The sequence below is a fragment of the Variovorax glucosi genome (assembly GCF_051216695.1).
In the GTDB taxonomy this organism is placed as follows: Bacteria; Pseudomonadota; Gammaproteobacteria; order Burkholderiales; family Burkholderiaceae_C; genus Variovorax.
On sequence record NZ_JBPJZE010000001.1, the window covers coordinates 1448689 to 1475275 of the forward strand.

Sequence of the window (26587 nt, forward strand, 5' to 3'; positions counted from 1 at the left end):
CCCGTCAATCCAGCTGGATGTTGGCCTGACGCACGACGTCGCCCCAGCTGCGATGTTCCTTGGAGATGAGCTCGCCGAACTGCTTGCTCGTGCGTCCCGTCGCGGCGGTACTGCGCTCGTTCGCGAGCTTCTCCAGCACGTCCGCACGCGCCAGCACATTGCCGATTTCCGCGTACATCCGCTCGAGGATGGCCGGTGGCGTACCCACCGGCGCCACGACGCCCGACCAGGTCTGCGCGTCGAAATCGGAAAAGCCCGACTCGGCGACGGTCGGCACATTGGCGAGCGCCGGGAGCCGCGCCGGCGAGGTCACGGCCAGCGCGCGCAGGCTGCCGCCCTTCACCTGGCCGAGCACCGACACCGAGTTGCCGATGTAGAAATCCACGTGTCCGGCGCGCAGGTCGTTCACCGCCGGGCCGGCGCCCTTGTACGGTACGTTCAGCAGCGTGATGCCGGCGCGGCGCTCCAGCAGTTCGATGGCGAGATGGCCGACCGTGCCGTTGCCGGCGAAGGCGACGCGCATCGGCTCGGGGCGTTTCTTGGCGGCGACGACGAGATCGGCCATCGTCTTGAACGACGAATCCGTCTTTACCGTGACGACCATCGGCTGCGAAGCGACCAGCGCGACAGGCACCAGGTCCTTGAGCGGATCGAAAGGCATCTTGGCGTACAGCGATGGGTTGATCGCCATGTTGGCGGTCTGTCCGATGCCGAAGGTATAGCCGTCGGCCGGTGCACGCACCACGGCGTCGAGGCCGATGTTGCCGGCGGCGCCTGCGCGGTTTTCGACGATCACGACCCAGCCGGTCTGGACGGTGATCTTCTCGGCCACGAGCCGGCCTAGGAAATCGGCGCTGCCGCCGGGCGGGAACGGCACGACAAGGCGGATCGGCCGTTGCGGCCAGGCTCCGACCGACTGGGCCGAAGCGTTTCCGGCGGCAATCCACGGGAGCGCGGCTGCAGAGAAAGCGGCGGCTGCACTAATAAGAAGGCGTCTTTGAACCATGGGTTGTCTCCTGGTGATTTGCGGCGGATCTTCCCAACCTTGATTCATTCCGTCCATTCGATTAAGTTCATCCACCCATCTCTTTAAGTTATGAATGACACTGAATCTTCGTGACCTCGCTTTTTTCGAAGTCGTTGCCGAACTCGGTCATCTGGGACAGGCGGCCGAGAAGCTGGGGCGTTCGCAGCCCGCGCTGACCAAATGCATGCAGCGGCTGGAAACGGCTTTCGGCGTGCCGCTTTTCACGCGTGCCGGTCGCGGCATCCAGACCACGGCCGTCGGCGAAGTGCTGCTCGCGCGTGCCAGATTGCTGCGCGCCGCATCGGAAGAAGCGCTGCGCGAGGTCAACGATTTCGCGCAGGGAAACGCCGGGCACGTGCGCATCGGCAGCGGACCGATCGCTGCGGACAACGTGCTGCCCGCGCTGTGCCGGATGCTGCTGTCGGAAGCGCCCGGCACGACCATCGACATCACCGTCGGCCCGAGCATGGCGCTGCGCGAACAGCTGCGCGAAGGGAGCATCGACCTGCTGATCGGCCTCATTCCGCTGACAGATCCGCAGTTCCAGACGCATCCGATATTCGACGACACGGCCGTCGTCGCGACCAGCCCGGATCACCCGGTCTTTGCGCTGCCGGAGATCACGCTGGAAGCGCTGACCGCTTTCGGCTGGGTGCTTCCGGTTGCTTCGATTCCGAGCCGTCAGTGGCTCGACGCGGTCTTCCAGTCGCGCGGCCTGCCGCTGCCGCGCGTGCAGATCAGCGCGAACTCGATCCCACTGCTGCCGGCACTGATCCTGCGCACCGGGCTGCTGAGCTTCATCTCGCGGCGGACGTTGGGGAGCGGGAGCGACGGTGTACTGAAGGAAGTGCCACTGGCCGAGACGACGTTGCAGCGGACGCTGGGGGTGACGTATCGGAGCGGTGCATATCTGTCGCCGGCTGCGCGACGGCTTGTGGCGTTGCTTCAGGCGCGGGGTGAGGGGCTGATCGACAACGAAGAGAAACGTCCCGTCGCGCTAGGCAGCATGCTGGCCGACATCGGCAGAGAACTCGGCGGTGTCGATCTCGAAATCAGTCGAGACAAGACCGCTGCACACCCCCTGAAACTCGATTAACCCGCCGTCCGCTGCTGCCCGATCGCCTCATGAATGAACTGCAGCTTCGCCACCGCCCGATACGGCAGCACGAACGGATACCCGTCCTGCTGGCCCATGCTGCGCGCAAGCTCGTTCATCACCTGCGTGAGCCGCACCCAGGCGTTAAGGATCTCGAGGAAGCCCTTGGCGCCCGGCAGGTCGGCGCGCCATAGATCCTTCATCTGGAACGGCTCCGATTCCGTCTCCGCCTGGTCAGTGTCGATCCGGAAACTCGCCGCCGTGTCGACGGTGTCGGTGATGTGCAGGTAGTGCGCCCAGGTCTCCGCCCAGTCTTCCCACGGATGGGTCGACGCGTAACTGCTGATGTAGGTCAGAGCCCACCCCCACGGCGGACCCTCCGCATAGTGCTTCTGCAGCGCCTTCGCGTAGTCGGCCCGATCGTCGCCGAACAGCGCGCGGAACTGGGCCAGCTTCACCGGGTCGTCGCGCACCAGCCGGTCCCAGTAGAAATGGCCGATCTCGTGGCGGAAGTGGCCGAGCAGCGTGCGGTACGGCTCGCGCATTGCGGCGCGCGTTGCCTCACGATGGGCATCGTCGGCCTCGGCGACGTTGAGCGTGATGACGCCGTGGTGGTGACCGGTAAGCACCGGCTTGCCCTGCGGCAACTGCTCCAGCATGTCGAACGCAATGCCGGGCCCGGTTCCAATCTTCTTTTCGACCGGCAGGCGCAACGCCAGCAATTGCGAGATCAGCCGGCGCTTGGCAGCTTCGAGTTCACGCCAGCGATGCCAGTTGCGCGGCTGCGAGACGTCGAACATCTGCCGGTTCAGGCTGCAGGCAAGGCACGGTTTCTCGACGTTGGCCGTGGCGTTGCCATCGACCTTGATGATCCAGTTGCAGGCCGCCGCACTCTGCCGGTTGGCGCAGAAGTGATAGAGCGCACCGCCGACCTGTCCCGCCAGCCACCATTGATCCGAAGCCGGACCGGGCACCAGCGCCGTCATCGTCAACCGGGTGGTGTCGTAGCCAAGCTGGCTGCCGCAGTTCACGCATTGCGTGTTCCGCAGAAACACCGGCCGCCCGCACTGGCACTTGTAGGCCCGACTGACGACCGGCGTGTGTGTGAGCGGCACGGCGATCAGCCCGGCATGAGCTGGCCGACGGTGGCCGACGGCGCCGCGGCGGAATCGTCGGCAACAGAAACCGGTGCGAGTTCGCCCCACTGCCGCGAAGCTTCACGCAGGCCGTTCATGACATCCGCTGCCATCGCCTCGAGCAGCCGCACCTCGCGCTGGTCGAGCGCGCGCGGCCGCGTGTCGAGCAGGCACAGCGCACCCAGGACGTGACCGCCCGCATCGCGCAACGGCGCGCCGGCATAGAAGCGAACGCCCTTGGACTGAAGCGCCGGGTTTCCGGCGAAGCGCAGATCGCGTGCCACGTCGGGAACGATCAGCGTCTGCGAGTTGGCGACGACATGACCGCACATCGACAGCGATCTCGGCATGTTCAGGTCTTCTCCAACGGTGGCGACCGGGTCGCCGGTCGTGCCTCCCGAGGCACCGTCCACGGAATTGAGCACACCGTGCGCGCCGCGCACGCTCTGCTGGTCCTCCTCGATGACCGAAACCAGCGCCATCGACATATCGAAGATATCCGCCGCCCGCTTGGCGATGGTGTCGAACAGCGGCTGGGCACGCGGGTCGAGCGCGCCGCTCGCACGCACGGCGGCGAGCCGGGCGGCATCGTTTTCCGGCGTGGCTGGCGCCATGAACCCATCCGGCAGGCCGACGCCGGTGAAGGCCGCCGTGCGCACGATGGCTTCGCTGATCGACGTGACGACCGCATCGGCGCCGAGCGACTTGCAGGCGTCTTCCCCGAGCAGTTCGGCTGGCGCGTTCCACAGCGCGAGCACGATCTTCACGTCGGGCCAGCGACGGCGCAGGCGACGGCAGAAATGGCGCGCCTGCACCTGCGGTTCGGGGCTGAAGTACGACAGGCACACTGTCTGCACGCCGGCGAGGTCGAGGCGCGAGATGTAGTCTGCGGTGACTGTCGCAGCCGTCCGGTGCTCGGCGGGCTGGCCTTCGAGCGAAAGCGAATGCGCGAGCATGCGGGCCGCCAGCGTATCGACCTCCCACTTGCCGCCGATGCAGACCGTCAGCGGCACGCCATTGGTCGAGGCGGCATCGGGGGGCGGGTACTGCTCTTCGAGCTCCTCGATCAGCGCCTCCATGCCGCGCACGATGCGCAGCCGGTGTTCGGCTGTCGAATTGCTGGCATGGTCGGTGGTCGCCATGCGCAGCACCGGCAGGCCGACTTCGCTGTAGAACGGCGTCACCTTGCCCTCGACCGACTGCTCGGTCGCGAGCTCGATGGCTTCCTCGACGTTGTCTGCCAGCAATCGTTGATAGACGCGGGTCGGAGCGTCGAGCGCCGGCTGGCTGCCGAGCAGCACATCCAGGAACTGCAGCCTTGGCAGGTAGCGGCCGATCACCAGCAGGCAGACGGTCAGCGGCGTCGACATGATCAGCCCGACCGGACCCCACAGCGCTGTCCAGAAGATGGCCGAAACCATCAGCGAGATCGCCGACAGACCAGTACTCGCGCCATACAGCCATGGCTCGATGATGTTGTTGCTGACCATCTCCAGCACCACGATCAGTCCGATGGTCCAGAGCACCATGCTCCATCCCGGATCCACCGCAAATGCCAGCGCCAGCGGGAACACCGCCGAAATCATCGGGCCCACATAAGGCACGAAGCGCATCACCGCCGCAACGGCTCCCCAGAGCAGCGCGCCGGGCACGCCGATCAGCCAGAGCCCCAGTCCCATCGGCACGCCGTAGGACAGGTTCACGACCAGCTGCATCGTCAGGTACTTGCTGATGCGGGCGCCGGCCTCGTCCATCGCGTCGGTCGAGCGCTGCAGGCTGCCACCCCAGAGCCGCAGCATCCGGTCCCGCAGATCCAGCCGGTCGAGCAGGATCAGCACGACGAAGACCAGCACGATGCCGGCATTCGCAAGCGGACCGCTTCCGGCCTCGAGCACGGCCAGCATCTGCCGGAAAGCCGAAGTCGGTCGCTCCTCGACCAGCACGCGCTGCGGCGCCGCCGCTGCGTTTCGGCGCTGGCCCGAATCCGCCGTGGCAGCCGGAGGCGCGATGTCGACTTCGGCCTTGAACGTATTGAATGTCTTGACCACACCGTCGAACACGCCCGGCTGGTTGAAATCGGTGCGCAGGCCGCGCAGCTTGGTCGTGATGTTGCTTTGGTAAGTCGGCAATTCCGCACTTAATGTGCTGACCTGGTTTCCGAGAAACAGGCCACCCAGGCCGATCAGCGACAGTGTGAACAGCACCACCACGATGACGGCTGGCGCACGCGGCAGCCCCAGGCGCTTCAATCGGACGACGAGGGGGTCCAGCACAAAGCCGAGCAGGATCGAAAGTGCCAACGGCACCAGAATTTCGCGCCCGAAGTAGAGAGCGGCGATCAGCACTGCAGCAGTGATCAGCCCGACCATCATCTTGAGTTCCGGCACAGCGCCGGCGATGGCCGTCAGCGGCGCGTTGCCGGTCTGCGGGCCCTCCATCACACTCCGGCTTGCAAGCCGCGCTTCGCGATCGAGCGCGCTCATGACGCGTGCGCCGCTCGAACAGGCACCGTTGATGCGAAGTCTCTGGACGACCCGCAAAGGTCCACGAAGGCAGAATTTTTCATTTGTCCACAGACATATCGACCGCCGGGATGCGATCCGGCAGAAAACTTAGTCGAGGAACGACCTCCCCCGTGTCGGACGGGAACAGGCGGCAGCGACCGAAAGCGGCTTGTGGGTGAACTCTGTCGGCAGACTGGCGCCTAGCCGATGGAAATCAACCCCAGACCAGCAACGGCCGACCGGCCAGAGCTTGGGCAAAAAGGGCTCCAACTCCCACGGCATACAGGACGGCGCAGGCAACGGCACTGCGCCGGTCGCCGGAGCGTGCCAGCGCAACCATCCACGCCACGAGCGGCAAGGCGTGCATGGCATGTGTGGCAAAGAAGTGCGGCACCCGCAGGTCACCTGCATCGCGCAGCCACCCTATCGGCATCAGGCTTCGGGACATACCCGTCGAGCCTCCGACCTGATGACCTCCATGCATGGCCATGGTCCCGGCCGTCATCAATGTCAGCACGAATGTCAGCACCAGGCCGATGACGATGGCCTGGCGTATGCCGATGTCGAGGACGGTCGTCCTGCTGCGGGCAACGCCCCATGCCACCGGCAGCGTCATTGCGGTGAGCACCAGCGAACCCACGCCCATGGCGGCATACAGGCCCGCGTCGAGCGGCGTGGCGAAATTGAAGTGCGAATCCACGCCCCGCGCAGCTTGCAGCGTGATGATGGTCTGCTCCATCACGATAGCCGCCGCGCCGGCAAAGACAGGCACCCTGAAAGCGATTCGCTTGCGCCACGCGCGATCGACGAACCGGACGAAGAAGCCCAGCGTCAGAAGGTAGATCGACAAGGCCAGCGCAAACCTGATTGGCTTGACCCAGATCGGGACGCCTGCGATTGCGCGATCGTCCATCGCGCCAGCCACCATCAAGACCGGCACCAAGGCCGCCAGCGCCAGTCCCAGCCGACTCATCAACGGCTCCCAGTCGCCCAGGCACCGGGGGCTCCGTTTGGGCACGGAAGAAGCTGGCAAAGAAAAGATTGCATCCAGTTTCATGTCTTGATTCTTCATCGAAGGTGACGGACGCCGCCACCATGTAGACACTGTAAAGTTTAATCTGGACGGTGTCTAGATAAAATCTGTTCGTTCATCGGCGTCCGGATCTGAAAAGGCATTGGCATGGCAAGAGCACCAAAGACGATCGGCAAAGTCGCGCGTCACGATCGATCGGAGCACCCGGCTGAGCCAGCGCTGCGCAGTTACCACCACGGCGACCTGCGCGCGGCCCTGCTCGCCGCCGCCGAAGAGGAACTGGTCGAGACCGACCTGGCGGGCTTCTCGTTGCGCGGTACGGCACGGCGCGCCCAGGTCAGCCATGCCGCGCCGGCGCATCATTTCGCCAATACCGACGCACTTCTCTCGGCACTGGCCGAAACCGGCTTCGCGCGCCTTGCCGATCGCATGCGACTGGACATGCAGGCGGTCAGCGATGTGCCGCGGCAGCGCCTGGCGGCTGCCGGGCGTGCCTACATCGCCTTTGCGCAAGCGCATCCGCAGCTCTTCCGCCTGATGTTCTCCGGCAGGCGTTCGCGGCGCCTCGCAGACCCCTGCACGGATGGCACGGCGGCTGGAAGCGCTTCGGCAAGCGCGTTTCTCCTGCTGCGCAGCTGTGTCGAGGCGGTGCTCGATCCGGCGGCGTCCGAAGCCACCATTGCCGCAGGCATCACGGCCAGTTGGGGTCTGGTCCATGGCATCTCGCACCTGCTGATCGAGGACGCGATAGGCTTCCTCGTCCCGCTCGACGCCGGGCAGCGACAGGCCGTGATCGACGACGCGATCGACCGGCTGGTCGCCGCTTTCGACGTGCTTCAGCCAGCCCCCGATGCCGCAGGGCGGCATCGGGCGTGAACGACGATCTTCCGTTCACGCGAATCGAAAATCGAGGGATCGGCCCGAGCCTTGAAACGACCCGACCACGAAATAATGGGGTCGATGTTCACACTGCACCATTGCGTCAGCGCCCGCTCGTTCCGCGTCCTCTGGATGCTCGAGGAACTCGGCGTTCCGTACACGCTGAAGTTGCTGCCGTTTCCGCCACGGGCCAGCGCACGCGAGTTTCTGAAGATCAATCCGCTCGGCACTGTCCCGGCGTTCTTCGACGGCGAGCTCCGCATGACCGAGTCCGCCGCCATCTGCCAGTTCCTGGCTGCGAAGTCCGCCCCGACGCCGCTGAACGTCGAGCCGCAGGAGCCGGAGTTCGCCGCGTACCTCAACTACCTGCACTTCGGCGAGGCCACGCTGACCTTTCCGCAGACGCTGGTGCTGCGCTACGGCCGCTTCGAGCCGGAAGACCGGCGCTCGCCACAGGTGGCGGCTGACTATTCGAAGTGGTTCCTGTCGAGGCTGCGGTCGCTCGAACCGCTGCTGGCCGCGCAACCGTACCTCTGCGGACGATTCACGGCAGCCGATGTATCGGTCGGCTACGCGCTGATGCTGGCCGAGCACCTGGACCTTTCCGCGCAGTTCACGCCCGCCGTCGCGGCTTACTGGCAGCGTCTGCAGGAGCGCGAAGCCTTCAGGCGCGCGCTGCGGGTCGAAAAACAAAGTGCAGGCGACCAGGGCGTGTCGACCGTGCCGGCACCCGATACGCAACCCTGAGCCCCCGATGATCGAGATCGACGACCACAGCACCATCGGCCAGACCCTGTTCGCCGCGGCCACGCGCTATGGCGCCAACGCCCTCATGGCCGTGCCCGCCAACGCAGCACGCGCCTACCACCCGCAGGGCTACGAGATCGGCTTCTACGCCGCCGCCGCACAGGTGCGCGCTCTCATGGCGCAGTACCAGGCCGCCGGCTACGGCAGCGGGCACCGTGTCGGCCTGCTGCTCGAAAGCCGGCCCGAACACATGCTGCACAAGCTCGCGCTGAATACGCTCGGCGCGTGCTGCGTGCCGATCAATCCCGACTACCGCAGTCGCGAGCTGGCCTACCTCATCGATCATTCGCGCGTCGATCTGGTGGTCGTGCTGGAAGGCCGACGCGCGCTGCTTGACGCCGCACTGGCCGCGCTGGCCGAGTCGGCGCATCGGCCCGAAGTCGTCGTGTTCGAATCTTTCGACAACGCCCTGCCGCGTCCGCAACGTCCTGCCGACGACTCGCCGGTCACGTCCGAAACGCCAGCCAGCATCCTCTACACATCTGGAACGACCGGCCGACCCAAGGGCTGCGTTCTCTCCCACCGGTACGAACTGGCAGCCGGCCGCGCCTACGCCACCTGCGGCGGACTGGCCACGCTGCGCGAGGGACAGGAGCGCATCTACAACCCGCTGCCGCTGTTCCACGTCAACGCGTCGATCCTGTCGTTCTACTGCGTGCTGCTGACCGGCAACTGCCAGGTGCAGACCGACAGATTCCAGCCTTCGCGCTTCTGGACCGAGGTGCGCGAATCGCGCGCCACGGTCGTGCACTACCTCGGCGTCGTGATTCCGATGCTTCTGAACCAGCCGGTGGATGCAGGCGGTATTCCGGACCGCCGGCATCAGGTGCGATTCGGTTTCGGCGCTGGCGTCGAGCCACAACTGCACGCCGTGTTCGAAGCACGCTTCGGCTTTCCGCTGCTCGAACTCTGGGGCATGACCGAGATGGTGCGCATGCTGGTCGACAACATGCCGCCGCGCCAGGTCGGCACACGCGCGTTCGGGCGAGCAGTGCCGGGCACCGAAGCGCGCGTCGTCGACGAAGCCGGTGACGAACTGCCCGACGGCACGCCGGGCGAACTCGTCATCCGGCATTCGGAAGCCACGCCGCGCAAGGACTTCTTCACCTGCTACCTCGACGACCCGGTCGCCACAGAAGACGCCTGGCGCGGCGGCTGGTTCCACACCGGCGACGTCGTCGTGCGCGACGCGACCGGCATGCTGCACTTCGTCGACCGGCGCAAGAACATCATCCGGCGCTCGGGCGAGAACATCGCGGCGGCCGAAGTCGAGGCGCTGCTGCAGACGCATCCGCTGGTGGCACAGGTCGCGGTGATGGGTGTGCCCGACGAGGTCCGCGAAGAAGAAGTGCTCGCCTGCGTCGTATTGAAGCAGCCGGCCGGCGACGAAGAATCGCGGCAGCAGGCGGCGCGCATGCTGTTCGACTTCTGCCACGCGCAACTCGCGTACTACAAGGCGCCGGGCTACGTCTGGTTCGCCGAATCCATTCCGACCACCGGCACGCACAAGATCCAGAAGCACGCGATCTTCCCGAAAGACAGCGATCCGCAGACGCTGCCGGGAATGATCGACCTGTGCGCGCTCAAGAAGCGCTGATTCAGCCGCCGCCGACCTGGCGCATCTCCTGCAGCAACGCCACGGCGCGATCGGTCCGAACGTCCTTCTCGTCGGCCATGCGGCGCGCGATGCGGTCCACTTCGTCGCCGACAGCGCCCGCGACCAGCGCGATGTTGCGTGCATGCAGCGCCATGTGCCCGCGCTGGATGCCTTCGGTCGCGAGCGCACGCAGCGCGCCCATGTTCTGCGCCAGCCCGACGGCAACGGCCACTTCGCCGAGTTCCTGCGCCGACCTGACGGCGAGGATCTTCAGCGCAAGGCGCGCGAGCGGATGCGTCTTGGTAGCGCCGCCGACCAGCCCGACCGGCATCGGCATCTCGATCGTGCCGACCAGCGCGCCCGACGTGTCCTTTTCCCAGCGCGTCAGCGAGGTGTAGCGCCCGCTGCGGCTCGCGTACGCATGCGCGCCCGCCTCGACCGCGCGCCAGTCGTTGCCGGTCGCGACGATCACCGGATCGACGCCGTTCATGATCCCCTTGTTGTGCGTCGCGGCGCGGTACGGATCGACCGCAGCGAAGGTGTAGGCGTCGAGGATGCCTTCGATGATTTCAGCGCCACTGCGCTCGGGCGTCGTCAGCGCTTCGGCCGTAACGCGGCAGCGGGCGCGGGCCAGTCGCAGGTCGGCCAGGTTCGACAGGATGCGCAACCGCACCTTGCCGCCGGTGATTTTCTCGACCAGCGGCGACACGGATTCGGCCATCGTGTTGACCGTGTTCGCGCCCATCGCATCGCGTACGTCGACGATCAGGTGCATCACCACCATCGCGCCGCGCGGCGTATCCGGGAACACGTGGACTTCGATGTCGCGACTGCCGCCGCCCAGGCCGATCAGCACCTTGTCGCGGCTGTTCGCGACTTCGAGAATCTCGGCGCGATGCCGCAGCAGCGCCTGCCGCGCGCCGTATGGATCGGTGGTGCCGAGCACCTGCACCTGCGCACGCATCAAGGGCTCGGTGCTCGAGGTCTCGAAGCCTCCGCAACCACGCACCAGCTTCGCCATGAACGATGCAGCCGCCACCACCGACGGTTCTTCCACCACCATCGGCATCAGCACGTCGCGCCCGTTGACGACGAAGTTCGCGGCCACGCCCATTGGCAGCTCGAACGTGCCGACGACGTTTTCGATCATGCCGTCGGCCAGCGCCGGGCTCAGCGCGCCGGGGGTGGACAACAGCGCCAGGTCGTCGGCCGAGAGATTGGCTGCGCGACCGAGCGCTTCGAGGCGTTGCGCGGGCGTGAGCTTGCGGAAATCGGGGAGTCTGGAATCGACGGTCATGGTGTCCTGTCTCTCTCTCGTTCGGGATATTCGGCCGGCGGTGCGGCGTGCCCGAGCAGCATGTCGGCGGCCTTCTCGGCAATCATCATGGTCGGGATCTGCGTGTTGCCGGACGGCATGGTCGGCATGACGGACGCATCGGCGATGCGCAGGCCCTGCAGGCCGATCACGCGCAATTCGCTGTCGACGACCGATGCCGGATCGCTCGCCGGCCCCATGCGGCAGGTTCCCATCAGGTGCCAGGCGGTGCCGCCGCGCTGGCGGGCGAACTCGATCAGGTCTTCGTCGGTGACGGCGGATTCGGGCGGGTACTCGTCGCGCTCACGGAAGCGGCTGAGCGCCTCGCCGTGCAGCATTGCGCGGGTCAGTCGCAAAGCTGCTGCGACGACGTGCCGGTCGCTTTCCTCCTTCATGTAGTTGGGCTGGATCAGCGGCGCGTCGAACGGATCGGCGGAGCGCAGGCGCAGCGTGCCCTTGCTCTTCGGGCGCAGCGCATAGAAGCCGAGCGTCATGCCGGGGAAGTCGTCCAGCAAACCGGCAACGCCTTCCTTGTAGCTGCCGGGGCTGAAATGGAACTGCAGATCGGCGCGGTCGAGCGCGGGATCGGATTTCCAGAACGCATAGGCCACCGACGGACTGATGGAAAGGATGCTTGGCCTGCGCAGGCACCAGAGCGCGATCTGCCCTAGCAGCCGCGCGCCGCGCGCGGTCTGATTCAGCGTCGTTGCGTCCTTGACGCGGCAGACCGAGCGGACCATGTGGTGGTCCTGCAGGTTCTCGCCGACACCCGGCAGGTGGTGGCGCACCGGCAGGCCGAGGGCGATAAGTCGCGTCGCGTCGCCGATGCCGGAAAGCAGCAACAGCTTCGGCGTGTTCGCTGCGCCGGCGCACAGCACCACTTCGCATCGCGCGCGAACCAGGCGCATCTGGCCAGGATTGCCGTTGCCGTGATCCTGGACGTAGGCCACGCCGAATGCGCGGTTGCCGTCGAGCAGCACCTTCGTCGCCTGCGCGCCGGTGCAAACCGTGAGGTTCGCGCGCCGCATTGCCGGCTTGAGGAAGGCGACGGCTGCGCTGTGCCGCCGGCCGTTGTGGATCCAGCGCTGGTAATAGCCCGCTCCTTCCTGCCGCGCGCCGTTGTAGTCGGGGTTGTGCGGCACGCCGATGGCATGCGCGCTCTCGATGAAGGCATCGCACAGCGGATGGCGCCAGTCGCAATCAGCGATCGGCAGCGGACCGTCGCCGCCCCGGTAACGCGAATCGAAGCTGCCGATGCGGCGTTCGCTGCGCTTGAAGTACGGCAGCACGTCGGCATAACGCCAACCGGGATTGCCGAGCGCCGCCCAGCCGTCGTAGTCCTGCGACTGGCCGCGTGTGCAGTTGAAGCCGTTGATCGCACTGGAACCGCCGAGCGTCCTGCCCTGCGTGGTCGGAATGCGCCGGCCGGCCGTGCCGTCGCCTGGCTCGGTCTCGTACTGCCAGGTGTATTTCGGGTCATAGGCCAGCTTGATGAAGCCGGCCGGTATGTGGATGAAGAGGTTGTCGTCTGGCGGGCCGGCTTCGAGCAGGCAGACGGTGGTCCTGCCGTCCGCCGACAGCCGGTTGGCCAGCACGCAGCCCGCCGCGCCCGCACCGACGATGACGAAATCGAATTCCGCCTGATCCGGCGGCGGCGGCATCGCGCGCCTGCTCACGGCGCCGGCCGTCCGCGGATCATGTCGGCCGCCTTCTCCGCGATCATCATGGTCGACGCTGCGGTGTTCGCCGACGGGATCGACGGCATGACCGAGGCATCGACGACGCGCAACCCCTGCAGCCCGTGTACCTTCAATTGCGCGTCGACGACCGCCATCGGATCGTCCGCCGGCCCCATGCGCGCCGTTCCGTTGACGTGATACGACGAGACACCGTAGCGACGCGCGAAGTCGAGCAGTTCGTCGTCCGTCTGCACCTGCGGGCCGGGCAGCGATTCGGCGGTCGCGATCGATGCGAGTTCCGGCGTCTGCAGGAGCCGGCGCGCGAGGCGCATGCCGCCGAGCAGCGTTTCCGCATCGCGCGGATCGCTCAGGTAGTTCGGCTGCACCAGCGGATCGGCGAACACGTCGGCGGATGCGGCATGGACGGTGCCGCGACTGAACGGCCGGTGCGGCCACACGCCGCATGTCATGCCGGGAAAAGTGTCGAGCATGCCGACATAGCCTTCGCGGTAGCTGGCCGGCGTGAAGACGCCTTGCAGATCGGGCCGGTCGAGGCCGGGCCGCGACTGCCAGAACCAGTGCACCAGGGATGGGCTGAACGCCAGGATGCTCGGCTTGCCCAAAAGCCAGCGCGCGACCTGGCCGGCCAGGCGTGGCATGCGGGAGAGTTCGTTGATGGTCGTGATGCCCCCACTTCCGTTGACGCCGCGCACGATGCGCACCGAGAAGTGATCGCTGAGATTGGCGCCGACGCCCGGCAGGTCGTGCACCACCGGAACGCCGAGTTCGCGCAGCAGCGCCGCAGGGCCGACGCCAGAGAGCTGCAGCAGTTTCGGCGTGTTGAGCGCGCCGCAGCAGACGATCACCTCGCGCAGCGCGGAGACGGTGCGTTGCGTCGCGAGCGACGTTCCGCGCACATACCGGACGCTCGTCGCGCGCCGGTCCTGGAAGACGATCTGCGTGGCTCGCGCGTCGGTGCGGATCGACAGGTTGCGCCGCCTGCGCGCAGGCCACAGATAGGTACGCGCCGTGCTCATGCGCCAGCGACCGTCGATGGTGCGCTGGAAGTAGCCGACGCCTGCCTGCGATGCGCCGTTGTAGTCGGGGTTGCGCGGCAGGCCGAGCCCGACCGCGCCGGCGATGAAGCTCTCTGCGATCGGATGGATCCAGGCGATGTCGCTGACGGGCTGAAGTCCTTCGCGACCGCGATAGGCCGCATCGCCGAATTCGCGTCGCTCGTTGCGCATGAAGTACGGCAGTACGTCGGCGTAGCTCCAGCCAGGGTTGCCCATCGCGGCCCAGCCATCGAAGTCTTCCTTCTGGCCGCGGTTGTAGACGAGGCCGTTGATCGATGTCGAACCGCCGAGCGTCTTGCCCTGCGGCAGCGGAATGCGGCGGTCGAGCGTGAGCGGATTCGGCTCGGAGCTGAATTGCCACGCATAGGTCGGGTTGAAGACGGCCTTGATGTAGCCGGCCGGCATATGCAGGTACGGATGCCAGTCGCGCGGGCCGGCTTCGAGCAGGCAGACGCTGGCGCTGCCGTCTTCGCTGAGCCGCGCGGCCAGGATGGCACCCGCCGCGCCGCCGCCGACGATCACGTAGTCGAACGCTTCGTCGGGCGATTCGCTGCCGGCGACCATTCAATGCTCTCCGAGGTAGGCCGCGCGCACGCGCGGATCGCGGCGCAGCGCGGCGCCGCTGCCCTCGATGGTGATGCGGCCGGTCTCCAGCACGTAGGCGCGTTCGGCCACGGCCAGCGCCTGGTTGGCCATCTGCTCTACCAGCAGGATCGTCACGCCGTGGCGCTTCAGATCGCGGATCACGCCGAAGATCTCCTTGACGACCAGCGGCGCCAGGCCGAGCGACGGCTCGTCCAGCAGCAGCAGCTTGGGCCGAGCCATCAACGCCCGCGCGATCGCCAGCATCTGCTGCTCGCCGCCGGACATGGTCCCGGCCATCTGCGACGCACGTTCGCGCAGGCGCGGGAAGATCGCGAACTGCGCATCGATGTCGGCGTCGAGCTCGGCCGTGCTCGCCTTGCGGTGGTAGGCGCCGAGCATCAGGTTGTCGCGCACCGTCTGGTCCGGGAACACCTGCCGGCCCTCGGGTGACTGCGCAATGCCGAGCGGCACCCGCTCGTGGCCGCGCATGCGCGTGATGTCGCGGCCCTCGAACAGCACGCGGCCGGCGGCTGCGGGTTCGAGCCCCGAGATCGTCTTCATCAGCGTGCTCTTGCCGGCACCGTTGCCGCCGATGATGGTGACGACTTCGCCGGTGCGCACTTCCAGCGAGATGCCCTTGAGCGCCTCGATGGCGCCGTAGCGCACTTCCAGCCCTTCGATCTGCAGCAGAGGCGATTCAGACATGGCTTCCTCCGGTGGTCGTGAAGAGCCCGGTCGCGCGATCGCGCATGCCGGGCTCCAGCGTGTCGGCATCGTGCGGATCGTGGGCGTCGACGTTTTCCTCGGGCTCCTCGTCGCCGAGATACGCCGCGATCACGCGCGGATTGCGCTGGATCGCGGCCGGCGCGCCTTCCGCGATCTTGTTGCCGTAGTCGAGCACGATGACGTGATCGGAGATCGCCATGACCAGATCCATGTGATGTTCGATCAGCAGCACGGTGATGCCTTTGTCGCGCACCTTCGCGATCACCTGGATCAGGTCGCGCGTCTCCTGCGGATTGAGGCCGGCCGCCGGCTCGTCGAGCAGCAGCAGGCGCGGATGCGTGCCAATTGCACGCGCCAGTTCGAGCCGGCGCTGCAGACCGTACGGCAGGCTGCCGGCGCGCTCGAAGGCCTTGTCGCGCAAACCGAGGAAGTCGAGGATCTGCAGTGCCTCGACGGCCGCTGCCTTCTCCGCCCGGTCCGATGCCGGCAGGCCGAGCAGACAACTCCACACGCCCGGCTTCAGCAGCCGGTGCAGGCCGACCTTGACGTTGTCGAGCACCGTCATGTCGGCGAACAGCTTCAGGTTCTGGAAAGTGCGGCCGAGGCCGAGGCTGGAAATGCGGTTCGGCACCTTGCCGACGATCTCCGTGCCGTTGAAGACGATGCTGCCCTGGCTAGGCGGCACGATGCCGGAGAGGATGTTGAGCAGCGTCGTCTTGCCCGCGCCATTGGGTCCGATCAGCGAATGGATGTGGCCGGCCTTGAGCGTGAAGTCGATGTTGCGCGTCGTCACGACGCCGCCGTAGGACTTGCAGAGATCGGTGGCGACCAGGAGCGGCCGGTCGGCAGCAGCGGCAGTGGCGGTAGTAGCGGTAGTAGCGGCGGCAGCGGTGCTGCGCAATGTCCACTCCTCGGCGGGAGGGGGCAGCACCGGATGACTGAACAGCCCCGGCATCACGCGACGCGCCAGACTCCTGATGGCGCCGGCCAGCCCGTCGGGCATCACGTAAAGCGCGAACAGAAGCAGCGCGCCATAAGTGAAATGCTGCAGGTCGGGCCAGCGGGCGAGGAACGCATCGAGCAGCGTCAGCACCACCGCGCCGAGCAGCGGTCCGTAGATCGAACTGCCGCCGAACAGCACGATCAGCAGGAAGAAGATCGACAGGTTGAAGGTGATGAAGTCGGAGCTGATGTACTGGTTCTGCTGCGCGATCATCGCGCCCGCGAAACCGCAGGTGACCGCGCTGATCACGAAGGCCAGCACCTTGAAGCGGTAGACGCTCACGCCCACGCTTTCGGCGGCTACCTCGGCCGTCTGCACCGCCATGAACGCGCGCCCGTACTTGCCGCCCAGCAGCGAGCGGATCATGAGATGCGCGACGATCGCCAGCGCGCCCGCGAACCAGAGCCAGTCGGCCGCGCCGAACGCGTGTGTGCCCCACGATGGCGGCACCACGCCGTAGATGCCCTGCTGGCCGGCGAACACGTCCTGCCATTCCGACACCACCTTCTCGACCACGATGCCGAAACCGATCGTGACCATCGCCAGCGCTGGCCCCTTCACGCGCAGCGCCGGCAGCGCGATGACCACGCCGAAGACGCCTGCGACGACACCCGACGCCGCGAACGCAAGCCACGGATTCCAGCCCAGCCGCGCCGTCAGCAGCGCCGCCGTGTACGCGCCGACCGCGAACAGTCCCGCATGTCCGAGCGACTTCTGCCCCGCATGCCCGACCAGCACATTGAGCCCGGCCGCAGCCAGGTAATTGACCGCGATGAGGAACAGCACCTTCAGATAGAACGCGTTGTCGGTGACGAACGGAACGAAGGCGATGAACAGCGCGACGGCGACCAGCCCGACCGCATGCGTGCGCGATCCCGTCAGGTCTTTCATCAGACCTTCTCCGAGACGCGCTGACCGAGCAGGCCTTCGGGCTTCAGCACCAGCACCACGATGATCAGCAGGAAGATGCTGATCTCGCGCAGCTCCGCATGCCAGAGCCCAACCATCGATTCGATGATGCCGAGCAAAAAGCCGCCCAGCATGCAGCCGCGCGCATTGCTCAGCCCGCCGACGATGGCCGCGGAAAAAGCCTTGAGCGCCAGCGTGACGCCCATGAAGACCGACACGGTCGTGATCGGTGCGATGAGCAATCCTGCGAGCCCGGCCAGGCTGGAGCTGACGACGAAAGCCAGCACGATCACCGCCGACACGTTGATGCCCATCAGCGTCGCCGCGTTCTGGCTCTGCGCGACGGCGCGCACCGCCTTGCCGATCCTGGTCCTGCGCATCACGGTGTCGAGCACCAGCATCACGGCGATGCTCGAACACAGCACCAGCACCTCCTGCGGCAGCACGCCCGCGCCGCCGATGCGCAGTACGCTGTCGCCGAGGGGAGACGGCAGCACCATCGGCGACGGACCCCAGATGGCGAGCGCGGTGTTCTGGATGATGATGCCGAAGCCGATGGTGCTCATCACCCAGGCCAGCCCCGGCAACCCGATGAACGGCCGCACCGCCGTGTAGTACAGCAACACGCCGAGAACACCCAGCACCGCGACCGTGATCAGCATGCTGCCGCCGTAGCGCAACAGCGTCACGTCCTGCGGCTGCAGTGCGCCGGTCAGGCCCTTGCCCGACAGCAGCAGCACGCCCGATACCGCGACGAAGGCGCCCGCCACCAGGAATTCGCCCTGCCCGAAGTTCAGCGTCTTCGTGGTGTTGTGGGTGATGTTGAAGCCCAGCGCGACCAGCGCATACACGCTGCCGAGCGCCAGACCGCTGAACAGCGCCTGGAGGATCGCGACCATGTCGACGGCTCGTCTGTGAGTGTGCTCAGCGCTTGAGCTGGGCCGGCGTCAGCGACTTGACGATGCCGTCGTCGTAGCGCACCGGCACGCCGCCCTTCCAGCGCGCAAGGTAGAAGTCGCTGACGTTCAGGCCTTCGTGATTGGTCTTGTTGAACGGTTTGTTGTAGGTCTTGATCACGCCCTGCACGCCCGACACCTGTTCGAGCGCGGCAGCGACCTTCTCGCCATCGACGCTGTTCGCCAGCTTCATGGCGGCGGCAATCAGCATCACCGAGTCGTAGGCCTGCGCGGCGCACGGGAAGGTGGTGAGCGTCGGGAAGTTCTTGCGCACGCGTTCGCCAAGCGCCTTGGTGCGGGTGTTGGTGTCTTCGGTGGTCGATGCAGCGAGGATCAGATGCTCCGACAGCTTCTCGCCGGCGATGCGCGGCAGCAGCCCGCTGAGGTTGCCCCAGGTGCCGAGCGTGACCGGCATGTAGGCGATCTTCTCCATGCTGCGCAGCACGTGCGCGGTGCCGTCGGCGATGCCGTAGACGATGACGACATCGGCGCCCGCATCGCGGATCTTCGCGAGCTGCGAGGTCATGTCGGTGTCTTTCGGGCCGTACTTCTCGACGATGACCGGCTTCACGTCGTGCAGCGCCAGCACCTCGGTCGCATCCTTGATGCCGCCCTGCCCGTAGCCGGTCGAGTCCGCGAAGATCGCGATCTTTCCGGTCTTCGACGCCTTGACCGCATAGGCGGCCAGCAGCGCGATCTGCTCGCGGTCGACCATCGACACGCGGTAGAGGTAGTTCTGCGGTTCCTTGGCATAGCGCAGCGTGACTTCGGTGCCGGTGGCGATGGGCACCACGACCGGGATCTTGCGTTGCTGCGGGATGTGCAGCCAGGCCAGCGCGTTGCCCGAGTTGGCCGGGCCGACGACGGCGGCGACCTTCTCGTTGTCGATCAGTTCCGTCATGTTCTGGATCGACTTCGGCGGCGAGCCGAGGTCGTCGCGGTTCACGCCGACCAGCTTGCGCCCCATGACGCCGCCGGCCTTGTTGATGTCCTCGATGGCGGCCTCGAAACCCCATCGACCGGCCGTTCCCAGCTCGGCGACGCCGCTGGCGGACTGGTCGGCGTTGTAGCCGATCTTGATGTCCTGCGCGAGTACCGCGCCGGCAGACATCGCAAACAACGCCGTGGCCGCGACGGCCTTGAAACGAACTGACATCTTGTCTCCTTCTTTATGGGTATCGACTCACCGCGAACCTCTTCGCACGCAAGCCGAGCCTAGTCGGATCGGCGCGTTTTCGTAATTGGTGGTCAACCCCTAGACGGAGCCCGGACGATCAGCGCTCGATCGTCTTGTTCCAGCGCGCGTTCCAGGCCGGACGGTTCGCGTTGACCGAATCCCAGTCCAGCGTGACCGCGTTCTTCATCCACTTGTTGATGTCCGCGACCTGCTGCGCGCCCTCGCCCACCGCCGGTGCCTTGGGGTTGGTCGGGATCTGCGCGCCGTACTGAAGCACGTTGGCCTGCGCAAGCGGGCTCAGCAGGAACTCGGCGAGCTTCTGCGCGAGTTCGGGTTCGCTGTTGTTGGCGATCACGCACTGGCCGACCATCAGCACGACCGAGCCTTCCTTCGGCTGCGCGTACTCGACCGGGATGCCTTTCACCTTGAGCGCGGCGACGGCCGTCGGCGTCAGCGGGAAGATCGCGGCTTCGTTGGTCTGCACCATCTCGGACAGCTTGGCCGAGCTGGGGATGTACTCCAGCACGTTCGGGCCGATGGTCGTCGGCCAGGCCTTGAACCCGGGCTCGACGTTCTTGTCGTTGCCGCCCTGGATGCGGTTGAACATCAGGAAACCGTGCAGCCCGAACGACGACGCCGGCATCGACTGGAACACCACCTTGCCCTTGAACTTCGGGTCGGCCATATCCATCCACGAGGTCGGCGCGGCCCAGCCCTTTTCCTTGAACATCTTGGCGTTGTAGGCAATGCCGGTCATGCCCAGGCTGACGCCGGTCGCCATGTCGCCCTTGAAGCGCGCTGCCGGATAGATGTCGTTGATGTTCGCGTTCGGGCGCTGCTTCTCGCAGAGGTTCATGCCGATGGCGCGGACCATGATGCCGTCGTCCAGGAACATGACGTGCATCTGCGGCTTGTCCTTGTTGGCCTGTGCCTTGGCCAGGATGTCGGACGACGTGCCGGGCACGACCACGACCCTGGCGCCATACAGTTTCTCGAACGCCGGGAACACGTACTGGCTGTACGCCTTCTCCATCGCACCGCCGTTCATGCCGATGTAGATCGTCTTGGCCTGTGCGGCCGCGCCGCCGCTGAAGGCCATGGCCGCCGCTGCGGCAGCCGACGCGACGAGTGCGCGACGGATGGAAGTTTGCTTGGAAGCGATGCGAGACATGGTGAGTCCTTTCAGGGTGGAGCAGGAAGAAACGGAAGCGAAGAAATCAGTTGGCGACGGCCGACTCGGTCGCCGGAACGGGTTGCGGCGGCGAGGATTCGACCGGTGCCGTGGTCGCCGGCGCGGGTTCGCCGGCGAAGCGCCGGATCGAGAACGCATCGATCGGCGTGTCGGTGCGCCCTTTCGCAGCGAGTTCGGCCAGAACTTCACCGGCTGCAGGACCGACCTGGAAGCCGCCGCCCGCGAAGCCGAAGCCGTGGAACAGGCCGGGCGTCGTTCCGCTCGGGCCGATCACGGGTTCGCGGTCGGGCAGATAGCCTTCGGTACCGCTCCAGGTGCGGATGATGTGGGCATGGCGCAGCACCGGCAGCAGTTCGACGGCCTGTTCGGTCAGCGCAAGGATCGCCTCGCTGGACGAGCGTGCGCGGTCGGCATCGAGCGCGAATCCCGCACCGCCGCCGAGCACCAGATTGCCGCGCGCGACCTGCCGCCCGTACACCCCGCCGCCTTCGACGCCGAGGCTCCAGTTCATGAAATGCGGCACCGGCTCGGTCACCGCCATCGCCGGATGACCGGACTGCATCGGCACCGCTTCGCCGAACTGCGCGGCCAGCGCACCGGCCCAGGCACCCGCGCAGTTCAGCAGCACCGGCGCACGCACTTCGAGCGCGTTGCCCGAGCGCACGGTGAAGGTCGAGCCGTCGTGCGAGACCTCGTCGACACGCGTGCGCTCGAAGATCTCCGCGCCCGCCCGCTGTGCAGCCCGCGCAAAGGCAGGCGACACGAGCCGCGGATTCGCCTGCCCGTCTTCGGGGCACAGCGAGCCGCCGACCGCCTTGCCGCCGAGCCACGGACAGGCCGCACGCAACCGCTCGCCGGACAACAGTTCGATGCCGATGCCGTGGTCGCGCGTGCGCTCGCGGTAAGCCTCCAGCGCAGCCATGTCCTCGGCGCTGCGGGCGATCTTGAAGTGGCCGGAGCGCACGTATTCGGCCTGCGTGCCGATGGTTTCCGCCAGCCGTCCCCAGATGCCGTGCGCGCGCTGCGACAGCGGCAATTGCGACAGCGGCCGGCCCTGGCGACGCACGCCGCCGTAGTTCACGCCGCTGGATCGGGAGCCGCAAAGGTCGCGTTCCAGCAGCGCGACGGTCAGGCCCATGCGCCGCAACGCCAGCGCTGCGGAAGAGCCGACGATGCCGCCGCCGACGATGACCACATCGGTCGATATGCGCTTCACGATTCCGCCTCCACGCGCTGACGATCCGGCTTGCGCATCAGCACCATCGGGATCGGCTTGATCGGCGCCTGTCCGCGCAGGCGCCCGCATTCTTCAACCGTCTTGCCGGTAGCGTGCGCGAGGATTTCGGTCGCGGCGATGCCGCACATCCGGCCCTGGCAGCGGCCCATGCCGATGCGAGACAGCGCCTTCAATCTGTTCATGTCGTCGGCGCCGGTCTCGCGGATGGTGTCGCGCAGCGTGCCGGCAGTGATGTTCTCGCAGCGGCAGACGATGAGGTCGTCGGGTGCGTGCGCGGCCCAGTCGGTCGGGAACGGGAAGGCGCGTTCGAGGCCTTCGCGGAACGGTGCGAGGCGGGCGAGCTTGCGTTCGAGCGCGTCGGCGCGTGCGCTGTCGACAGCCGCTCCCTGGTCGGCCAACAGCGCGAGGGCAGCAAGTTCGCCGGCCCACTCGGCCGCGTCGGCGCCCATGATTCCCGCGCCGTCGCCGGCCAGGTAGACACCATCGACGCTGGAGCGGCCGGCCGCATCGCGCACCGGAAGGTAGGCACGCTGCATCGGGGCGAAGGCGAAGCGGCAGCCGAGCAGATCGGCGAGCTGGGTTTCGGAACGCAGGGCGTAGCCGAAGGCAATGGCGTCGCAGCCGAGCGTGCGTTCGCGCTTGCCGTCGTTGAAAGTCACGGACGAGACGCGGGTTTTGCCGTCGCCTTCGCCATCGATCCGCACCGGCCGCATGCCGCTGTGCAGCGCCACGCCGTGCGCGCGCAGCCAGCCGACGTAATACACGCCCTTGGCGAAAACGGCGGGCTGGGTCAGCATCTTCGGCGCGGCAGCGAGTTGATCGGACAGGTAGGCCGTGTCGAGCACCGCGACTACATCCGCGCCGGCTTTTTTGTATTGATAGGCGACCAGATACAGCAACGGTCCGGTGCCCATGAACACCACGCGCTCGCCGATGGCGCAGCCCTGGAACTTGAGCGCGACCTGCGCGCCGCCGAGCGTGTAGACGCCGGGCAGCGTCCAGCCGGGAACCGGCAGCACGCGGTCGGTTGCGCCGGTCGCGACGATCAGGCGTTGGTACCGCACGCTGTGCGCGGCGCTCTTCTTGCCCTCGAGCACGTCGAGGAAGCCGTGCTGCGCGTTCCAGACCAGGCTGTCGGACATGTAGTCGATGCGGTCATGCAGGCTGTCGATGGCGTCGTGCAGCGATGTAGCGCGCGCAGCCTCGGTGCCGTAGAGCGTGCGCGCCGTGCGCTCGAAATGCGCCGGCGGACGCCGGTAGATCTGGCCGCCCGCGCGCGCGGCCTCGTCGATAACCACCGGCCGCAACCCATGCGCGACCAGCGTCTGCGCCGCGCGGATGCCCGCAGGGCCTGCGCCGACGATGACGGGCTGCGCCAGTTCGGGCGGACGTGCGCTCATGCCGCCTCCCCGCCACGTACCGGTCTTGCTCCTTCCCCTCCCGGGGGAAGGCTGGGATGGGGGCCGCAGCCGTCGATAACGCAATCGCCAACCATGGTGACGCCGTCAGCCCCCACCCCAACCCTCCCCCGGGAGGGGAGGGAGCAAGAGCCCGTCAGCAGCGACATGCCGGGCGCGATGAAGGTCGAACAGGCACGCAGGCGCTCGCCGCTCTCCGTCGCGACCCAGCAGTCCTGGCACGCGCCCATCATGCAGAACCCCGCACGTGGCGCGTCGCTGAATTCATTGCGGCGCAACTGGTCGTGCTGCGTCAGTACGGCAGTCAGGATCGTGTCGCCGTCCAGCGCAGTCGCTGGCTCGCCGTCAAGCGTGAAGGCGATGCTGGCGCGTTGCTTCTCGGTCAGCCGCTTCAGCAGCGGACGATGCGCAAGATCAGAGAAAGAAACCGCAGCGCTCATCGCCGACCCACCAGCACACGGTCGAGCCCGTAAACGCGGTCCAGCACGATCATCGCTACCGCGGTCACCGCCACCATCAGCGCCGACACCGCCGCCATCAGCGGATCGATCGATTCGGTCGCATACATGTACATGCGCACCGGCAGCGTCACCGTGCTCGGCGAGGTGACGAAGATCGACATCGTCACTTCGTCGAAGCTGTTGATGAAGGCCAGCAGCCAGCCGCCGGTCACGCCCGGCAGGATCATCGGCAGCGTGATGCGCTTGAACACGGTCGCCTGCGACGCGCCGAGCGACAGCGCTGCCTGCTCCGCGCTGCGGTCGAAGCCGACCAGTGCGGCGACCACGAGCCGCAGCGTGTACGGCGTGACGATCAGCGCGTGCGCCATCACCAGAAAGCCGAAGCTGCCCGTACCGCCGACCAGCGCGAAGAGCCGCAGCAGCGCGACGCCCAGTACCAGATGCGGAATGATCAACGGCGACAGGAACAGCGCGTTCAGGAAGTCGCGGCCCGGAAAGCTGTAGCGGGTGATCGCCATGCCGGCCGGCACTGCGAGCAGCGTCGCGATGGTCGACGAGGCCAGCGCCAGCCAAAGGCTGTTCCAGAACGACTGCATGAAATCCGGGTGCGCGAACGCGGCGCGGAACCAGCGCAGCGAGAACTCGGTCGTCGGAAGCGTCAGCGTGTTCTCGGGCGTGAAGGCGACCACGCAGACGATCACCAGCGGCGCCAGCATGAAGGCGATGACCAGCGCGTTGAACGCGAGGGCGAGAGGTCCGTTCTTGCTCATGGCTTCAGCCCAGCGCTTTCTTGTACCGGCCTTCGACGAGGCGGTTGTAGCTCAGCATCACGACCAGATTCGCGACCAGCAGCACCAGCGCGATGGCTGCGCCGAGCGGCCAGTTGAGCTCGTGCAGGTATTCGTCGTAGACGATGGTCGCGACCATCTTCAGACGCCGTCCGCCGAGCAGACCGGGGATGGCGAAAGAACTCGCCGAGAGGCCGAAGACGATCAGGCTGCCCGACAGGATGCCCGGCATCACCTGCGGCAACACGATGCGGCGCAGCGTCGTGAAGGGCGAAGCGCGCAGCGACAGCGCCGCGTTCTCGACACCCGGGTCCAGCTTCTGCAGCGAAGTCCAGACCGGTATCACCATGAACGGAAGCATCACGTGCACCAGCGCGATGATCACGGCCGTCTCGGTGTACAGGATCTTCACCGGCCCGATGCCGACCAGCCCCAGCATTCCGTTCACCAGCCCCTCGGGGCCGAGCAGCATGCTCCAGCCGAAGGCGCGCACCACGACCGACACCATCAGCGGCGCCAGCACCACCAGCAGAAGCATCGAGCGCCACGGATTGCGCATGCGGCTCAGCACATACGCCTCCGGCGCGCCGACGACGATGCAGATCACGGCCACCAGCGCCGACATCCAGAAGGTGCGCCAGAAGATGCCGAGGTAGTAGCTGTCGGTGAAAACGTGGACGTAGTGATCGAGCGTGAACTCGCCCGACTTCGGTCCGGTCACGGGGTCGTAGACGTTGAACGACAGCACCGCAGTCAGCAGCAGCGGCACCAGCAACAGCGCCACGAACAGCACCAGCGCCGGGCCGGACAGGAACCACGGCGTGGCCTTGCCGGCCGAACCTGAACTCGGCTGGCTCACGACACCGCTCCCGCCGCCAGTACATCAGCGACCGTCGCGCTTTCGTCGGCAGGCAGCAGCCGCGTGCAGTGGTCCGGCCAGTCGACGGCAGCGCGCGTGCCCTCCTCCAGCGCCGGACGGCCGTCGTTCGGCGTCAGCACCATCAGGTCGCCCACGGAGGTGACGAAGCGGTACAGCCACTGGCTGCCGAGGAAGAAGCGTTCGCTGATCTCGCCGTCGATGCGGCCGCTGCCGGTGGCGCAGAGCTGGACCTTCTCGGGCCGCACGCTCAGCAACACGGCTGCGCCGCCCCGGAAACCGGAATCGTCGACGTCGACCCGCAGCGCACCGATCTGCACCGACTGCCGCGCGCCGCCCGCGCCATTGCCGACCATGCGGCCTTCGAGCAGATTGGCCTTGCCGACGAAAGTCGAGATGAAGCGCGTGCGCGGATGTTCGTAGACGCGGTGCGGATGGTCGATCTGCGTCGCGCGGCCGCCTTCCATCACCACCACGCGGTCGCTGATCGACATCGCCTCGCTCTGGTCGTGCGTGACCATCACCGTCGTCGTGCCGACCTTGCGCTGCACCTGGCGCAGCTCGAACTGCATTTCCTCGCGCAGCTTGGCGTCGAGATTCGACAGCGGCTCATCGAGCAGCAGCACAGGCGGCTCGATCACCAGCGCACGCGCCAGCGCGACCCGCTGCCGCTGACCGCCGGAAAGCTCGCGCGGGTACTTGTCGGCATGCGCTTCGAGATGCACCAGCCCCAGCGCGTCGCGCACCCGCTCGCGCCGCTCGGCCTTGGGCATCTTGCGCATTTCGAGCCCGAAGCTGACGTTGTCGCTCACCGTCATGTGCGGGAACAGCGCATAGGTCTGGAACACGATGCCCAGCCCGCGCGTGTTGGCTTTTGCATGCGTGATGTCGCGGCCTTCGAGCTCGATCTTGCCGCGCGTCACCGGCTCGAAGCCCGCCACCATCTGCAGCGTCGTCGTCTTGCCGCAACCCGATGGACCGAGCAGCGAGACGAACTCGCCCTTCTCGACCGTGAGGTTCATGTCGGCCACCGCGCAGGTGTCGCCATAGAACTTCGTGACGCCGGAGAGTTTGAGAAATGACATGCGCGGACCTCGGTATGCGGGTTC

The 26587-nt window shown here is 66.8% G+C and carries 21 protein-coding genes and 1 pseudogene; 4 read left to right on the forward strand and 18 right to left on the reverse strand.

Annotation, left to right across the window (positions count from 1 at the left end; genetic code table 11):
• Positions 1 to 4: 4 nt before the first annotated feature.
• Positions 5 to 1006, reverse strand: coding sequence for a Bug family tripartite tricarboxylate transporter substrate binding protein (locus ACSFA3_RS06825; protein WP_435504615.1), 1002 nt, complete (start codon positions 1004 to 1006; stop codon positions 5 to 7).
• Between the two features lie 94 nt (positions 1007 to 1100).
• Here ACSFA3_RS06825 and ACSFA3_RS06830 point away from each other — a divergent pair, with 94 nt between their 5' ends.
• A complete protein-coding gene (locus ACSFA3_RS06830; RefSeq protein ID WP_435504616.1) occupies positions 1101 to 2123 on the forward strand; it encodes a LysR family transcriptional regulator in 1023 nt (340 codons plus the stop codon).
• Here ACSFA3_RS06830 and ACSFA3_RS06835 read toward each other — a convergent pair.
• From ACSFA3_RS06835 to ACSFA3_RS06845, 3 genes are all read right to left on the reverse strand, one after another.
• Positions 2120 to 3238: a zinc-binding metallopeptidase family protein gene (locus tag ACSFA3_RS06835; RefSeq protein ID WP_435504617.1), complete on the reverse strand. Its 1119-nt coding sequence runs from the start codon at positions 3236 to 3238 to the stop codon at positions 2120 to 2122. The genes ACSFA3_RS06830 and ACSFA3_RS06835 overlap by 4 nt on opposite strands.
• Positions 3239 to 3243: 5 nt before the next feature.
• Positions 3244 to 5742, reverse strand: a complete 2499-nt coding sequence (locus ACSFA3_RS06840; RefSeq protein WP_435504618.1) for an AI-2E family transporter — start codon at positions 5740 to 5742, stop codon at positions 3244 to 3246.
• A 235-nt stretch (positions 5743 to 5977) separates the two neighbouring features.
• A complete protein-coding gene (locus ACSFA3_RS06845) occupies positions 5978 to 6820 on the reverse strand; it encodes a hypothetical protein (protein WP_435504619.1) in 843 nt (280 codons plus the stop codon).
• A 123-nt stretch (positions 6821 to 6943) separates the two neighbouring features.
• Between ACSFA3_RS06845 and ACSFA3_RS06850 the strand changes: the two genes are divergently transcribed.
• From ACSFA3_RS06850 to ACSFA3_RS06860, 3 genes are all read left to right on the forward strand, one after another.
• Positions 6944 to 7672 (forward strand): TetR/AcrR family transcriptional regulator, encoded by a 729-nt coding sequence (locus ACSFA3_RS06850; RefSeq protein WP_435504620.1) that lies wholly within the window; start codon positions 6944 to 6946, stop codon positions 7670 to 7672.
• A gap of 84 nt (positions 7673 to 7756) precedes the next feature.
• Positions 7757 to 8422, forward strand: coding sequence for a glutathione S-transferase family protein (locus ACSFA3_RS06855; RefSeq protein WP_435504621.1), 666 nt, complete (start codon positions 7757 to 7759; stop codon positions 8420 to 8422).
• Positions 8423 to 8429: 7 nt separating this feature from the next.
• Positions 8430 to 10079: an AMP-binding protein gene (locus ACSFA3_RS06860; RefSeq protein ID WP_435504622.1), complete on the forward strand. Its 1650-nt coding sequence runs from the start codon at positions 8430 to 8432 to the stop codon at positions 10077 to 10079.
• Position 10080: 1 nt separating this feature from the next.
• Here the strand turns inward: ACSFA3_RS06860 and ACSFA3_RS06865 are convergent, their stop codons facing one another.
• The 14 genes and pseudogenes from ACSFA3_RS06865 to ACSFA3_RS06930 all read right to left on the reverse strand — a co-directional run bounded on the left by ACSFA3_RS06865 (position 10081) and on the right by ACSFA3_RS06930 (position 26563).
• Positions 10081 to 11376 carry a hydroxymethylglutaryl-CoA reductase, degradative gene (locus tag ACSFA3_RS06865; RefSeq protein ID WP_435504623.1) on the reverse strand — a complete coding sequence of 432 codons (1296 nt, stop codon included), beginning with the start codon at positions 11374 to 11376 and terminating at the stop codon, positions 10081 to 10083.
• Entirely contained in the window at positions 11373 to 13055 is a 1683-nt protein-coding gene (locus tag ACSFA3_RS06870) for a GMC family oxidoreductase (RefSeq protein ID WP_435504983.1), read from the reverse strand. Before ACSFA3_RS06870 ends, ACSFA3_RS06865 begins: the two co-directional genes overlap by 4 nt.
• 11 nt (positions 13056 to 13066) lie before the next feature.
• On the reverse strand, positions 13067 to 14713 hold the full coding sequence (locus ACSFA3_RS06875; protein WP_435504624.1) for a GMC family oxidoreductase: 1647 nt from the start codon (positions 14711 to 14713) through the stop codon (positions 13067 to 13069).
• Positions 14714 to 15439: an ABC transporter ATP-binding protein gene (locus ACSFA3_RS06880; protein WP_435504625.1), complete on the reverse strand. Its 726-nt coding sequence runs from the start codon at positions 15437 to 15439 to the stop codon at positions 14714 to 14716.
• On the reverse strand, positions 15432 to 17354 hold the full coding sequence (locus ACSFA3_RS06885; protein ID WP_435504626.1) for a branched-chain amino acid ABC transporter ATP-binding protein/permease: 1923 nt from the start codon (positions 17352 to 17354) through the stop codon (positions 15432 to 15434). Before ACSFA3_RS06885 ends, ACSFA3_RS06880 begins: the two co-directional genes overlap by 8 nt.
• Positions 17354 to 18271: a branched-chain amino acid ABC transporter permease gene (locus ACSFA3_RS06890; protein ID WP_435504627.1), complete on the reverse strand. Its 918-nt coding sequence runs from the start codon at positions 18269 to 18271 to the stop codon at positions 17354 to 17356. Before ACSFA3_RS06890 ends, ACSFA3_RS06885 begins: the two co-directional genes overlap by 1 nt.
• A gap of 25 nt (positions 18272 to 18296) precedes the next feature.
• Positions 18297 to 19484 carry an ABC transporter substrate-binding protein gene (locus tag ACSFA3_RS06895; RefSeq protein ID WP_435504628.1) on the reverse strand — a complete coding sequence of 396 codons (1188 nt, stop codon included), beginning with the start codon at positions 19482 to 19484 and terminating at the stop codon, positions 18297 to 18299.
• Positions 19485 to 19602: 118 nt separating this feature from the next.
• A complete protein-coding gene (locus ACSFA3_RS06900; RefSeq protein WP_435504629.1) occupies positions 19603 to 20676 on the reverse strand; it encodes an ABC transporter substrate-binding protein in 1074 nt (357 codons plus the stop codon).
• A gap of 46 nt (positions 20677 to 20722) precedes the next feature.
• A complete protein-coding gene (locus ACSFA3_RS06905; protein ID WP_435504984.1) occupies positions 20723 to 21916 on the reverse strand; it encodes an NAD(P)/FAD-dependent oxidoreductase in 1194 nt (397 codons plus the stop codon).
• On the reverse strand, positions 21910 to 23334 hold the full coding sequence (locus ACSFA3_RS06910) for an FAD/NAD(P)-dependent oxidoreductase (protein ID WP_435504630.1): 1425 nt from the start codon (positions 23332 to 23334) through the stop codon (positions 21910 to 21912). The genes ACSFA3_RS06905 and ACSFA3_RS06910 overlap by 7 nt, the downstream gene beginning before the upstream one ends.
• A 149-nt stretch (positions 23335 to 23483) precedes the next feature.
• Positions 23484 to 23792: pseudogene (locus tag ACSFA3_RS06915) on the reverse strand ((2Fe-2S)-binding protein); the annotation flags it as partial.
• Positions 23789 to 24583 carry an ABC transporter permease gene (locus tag ACSFA3_RS06920; RefSeq protein WP_435504631.1) on the reverse strand — a complete coding sequence of 265 codons (795 nt, stop codon included), beginning with the start codon at positions 24581 to 24583 and terminating at the stop codon, positions 23789 to 23791. The gene ACSFA3_RS06920 and the pseudogene ACSFA3_RS06915, both read right to left, overlap by 4 nt.
• A gap of 4 nt (positions 24584 to 24587) precedes the next feature.
• The gene (locus ACSFA3_RS06925) at positions 24588 to 25460 is read right to left on the reverse strand and encodes an ABC transporter permease (RefSeq protein WP_435504632.1); all 873 of its coding nucleotides are present in this window, start codon (positions 25458 to 25460) and stop codon (positions 24588 to 24590) included.
• A complete protein-coding gene (locus ACSFA3_RS06930) occupies positions 25457 to 26563 on the reverse strand; it encodes an ABC transporter ATP-binding protein (protein ID WP_435504633.1) in 1107 nt (368 codons plus the stop codon). Before ACSFA3_RS06930 ends, ACSFA3_RS06925 begins: the two co-directional genes overlap by 4 nt.
• Between the last annotated feature and the right edge of the window lie 24 nt (positions 26564 to 26587).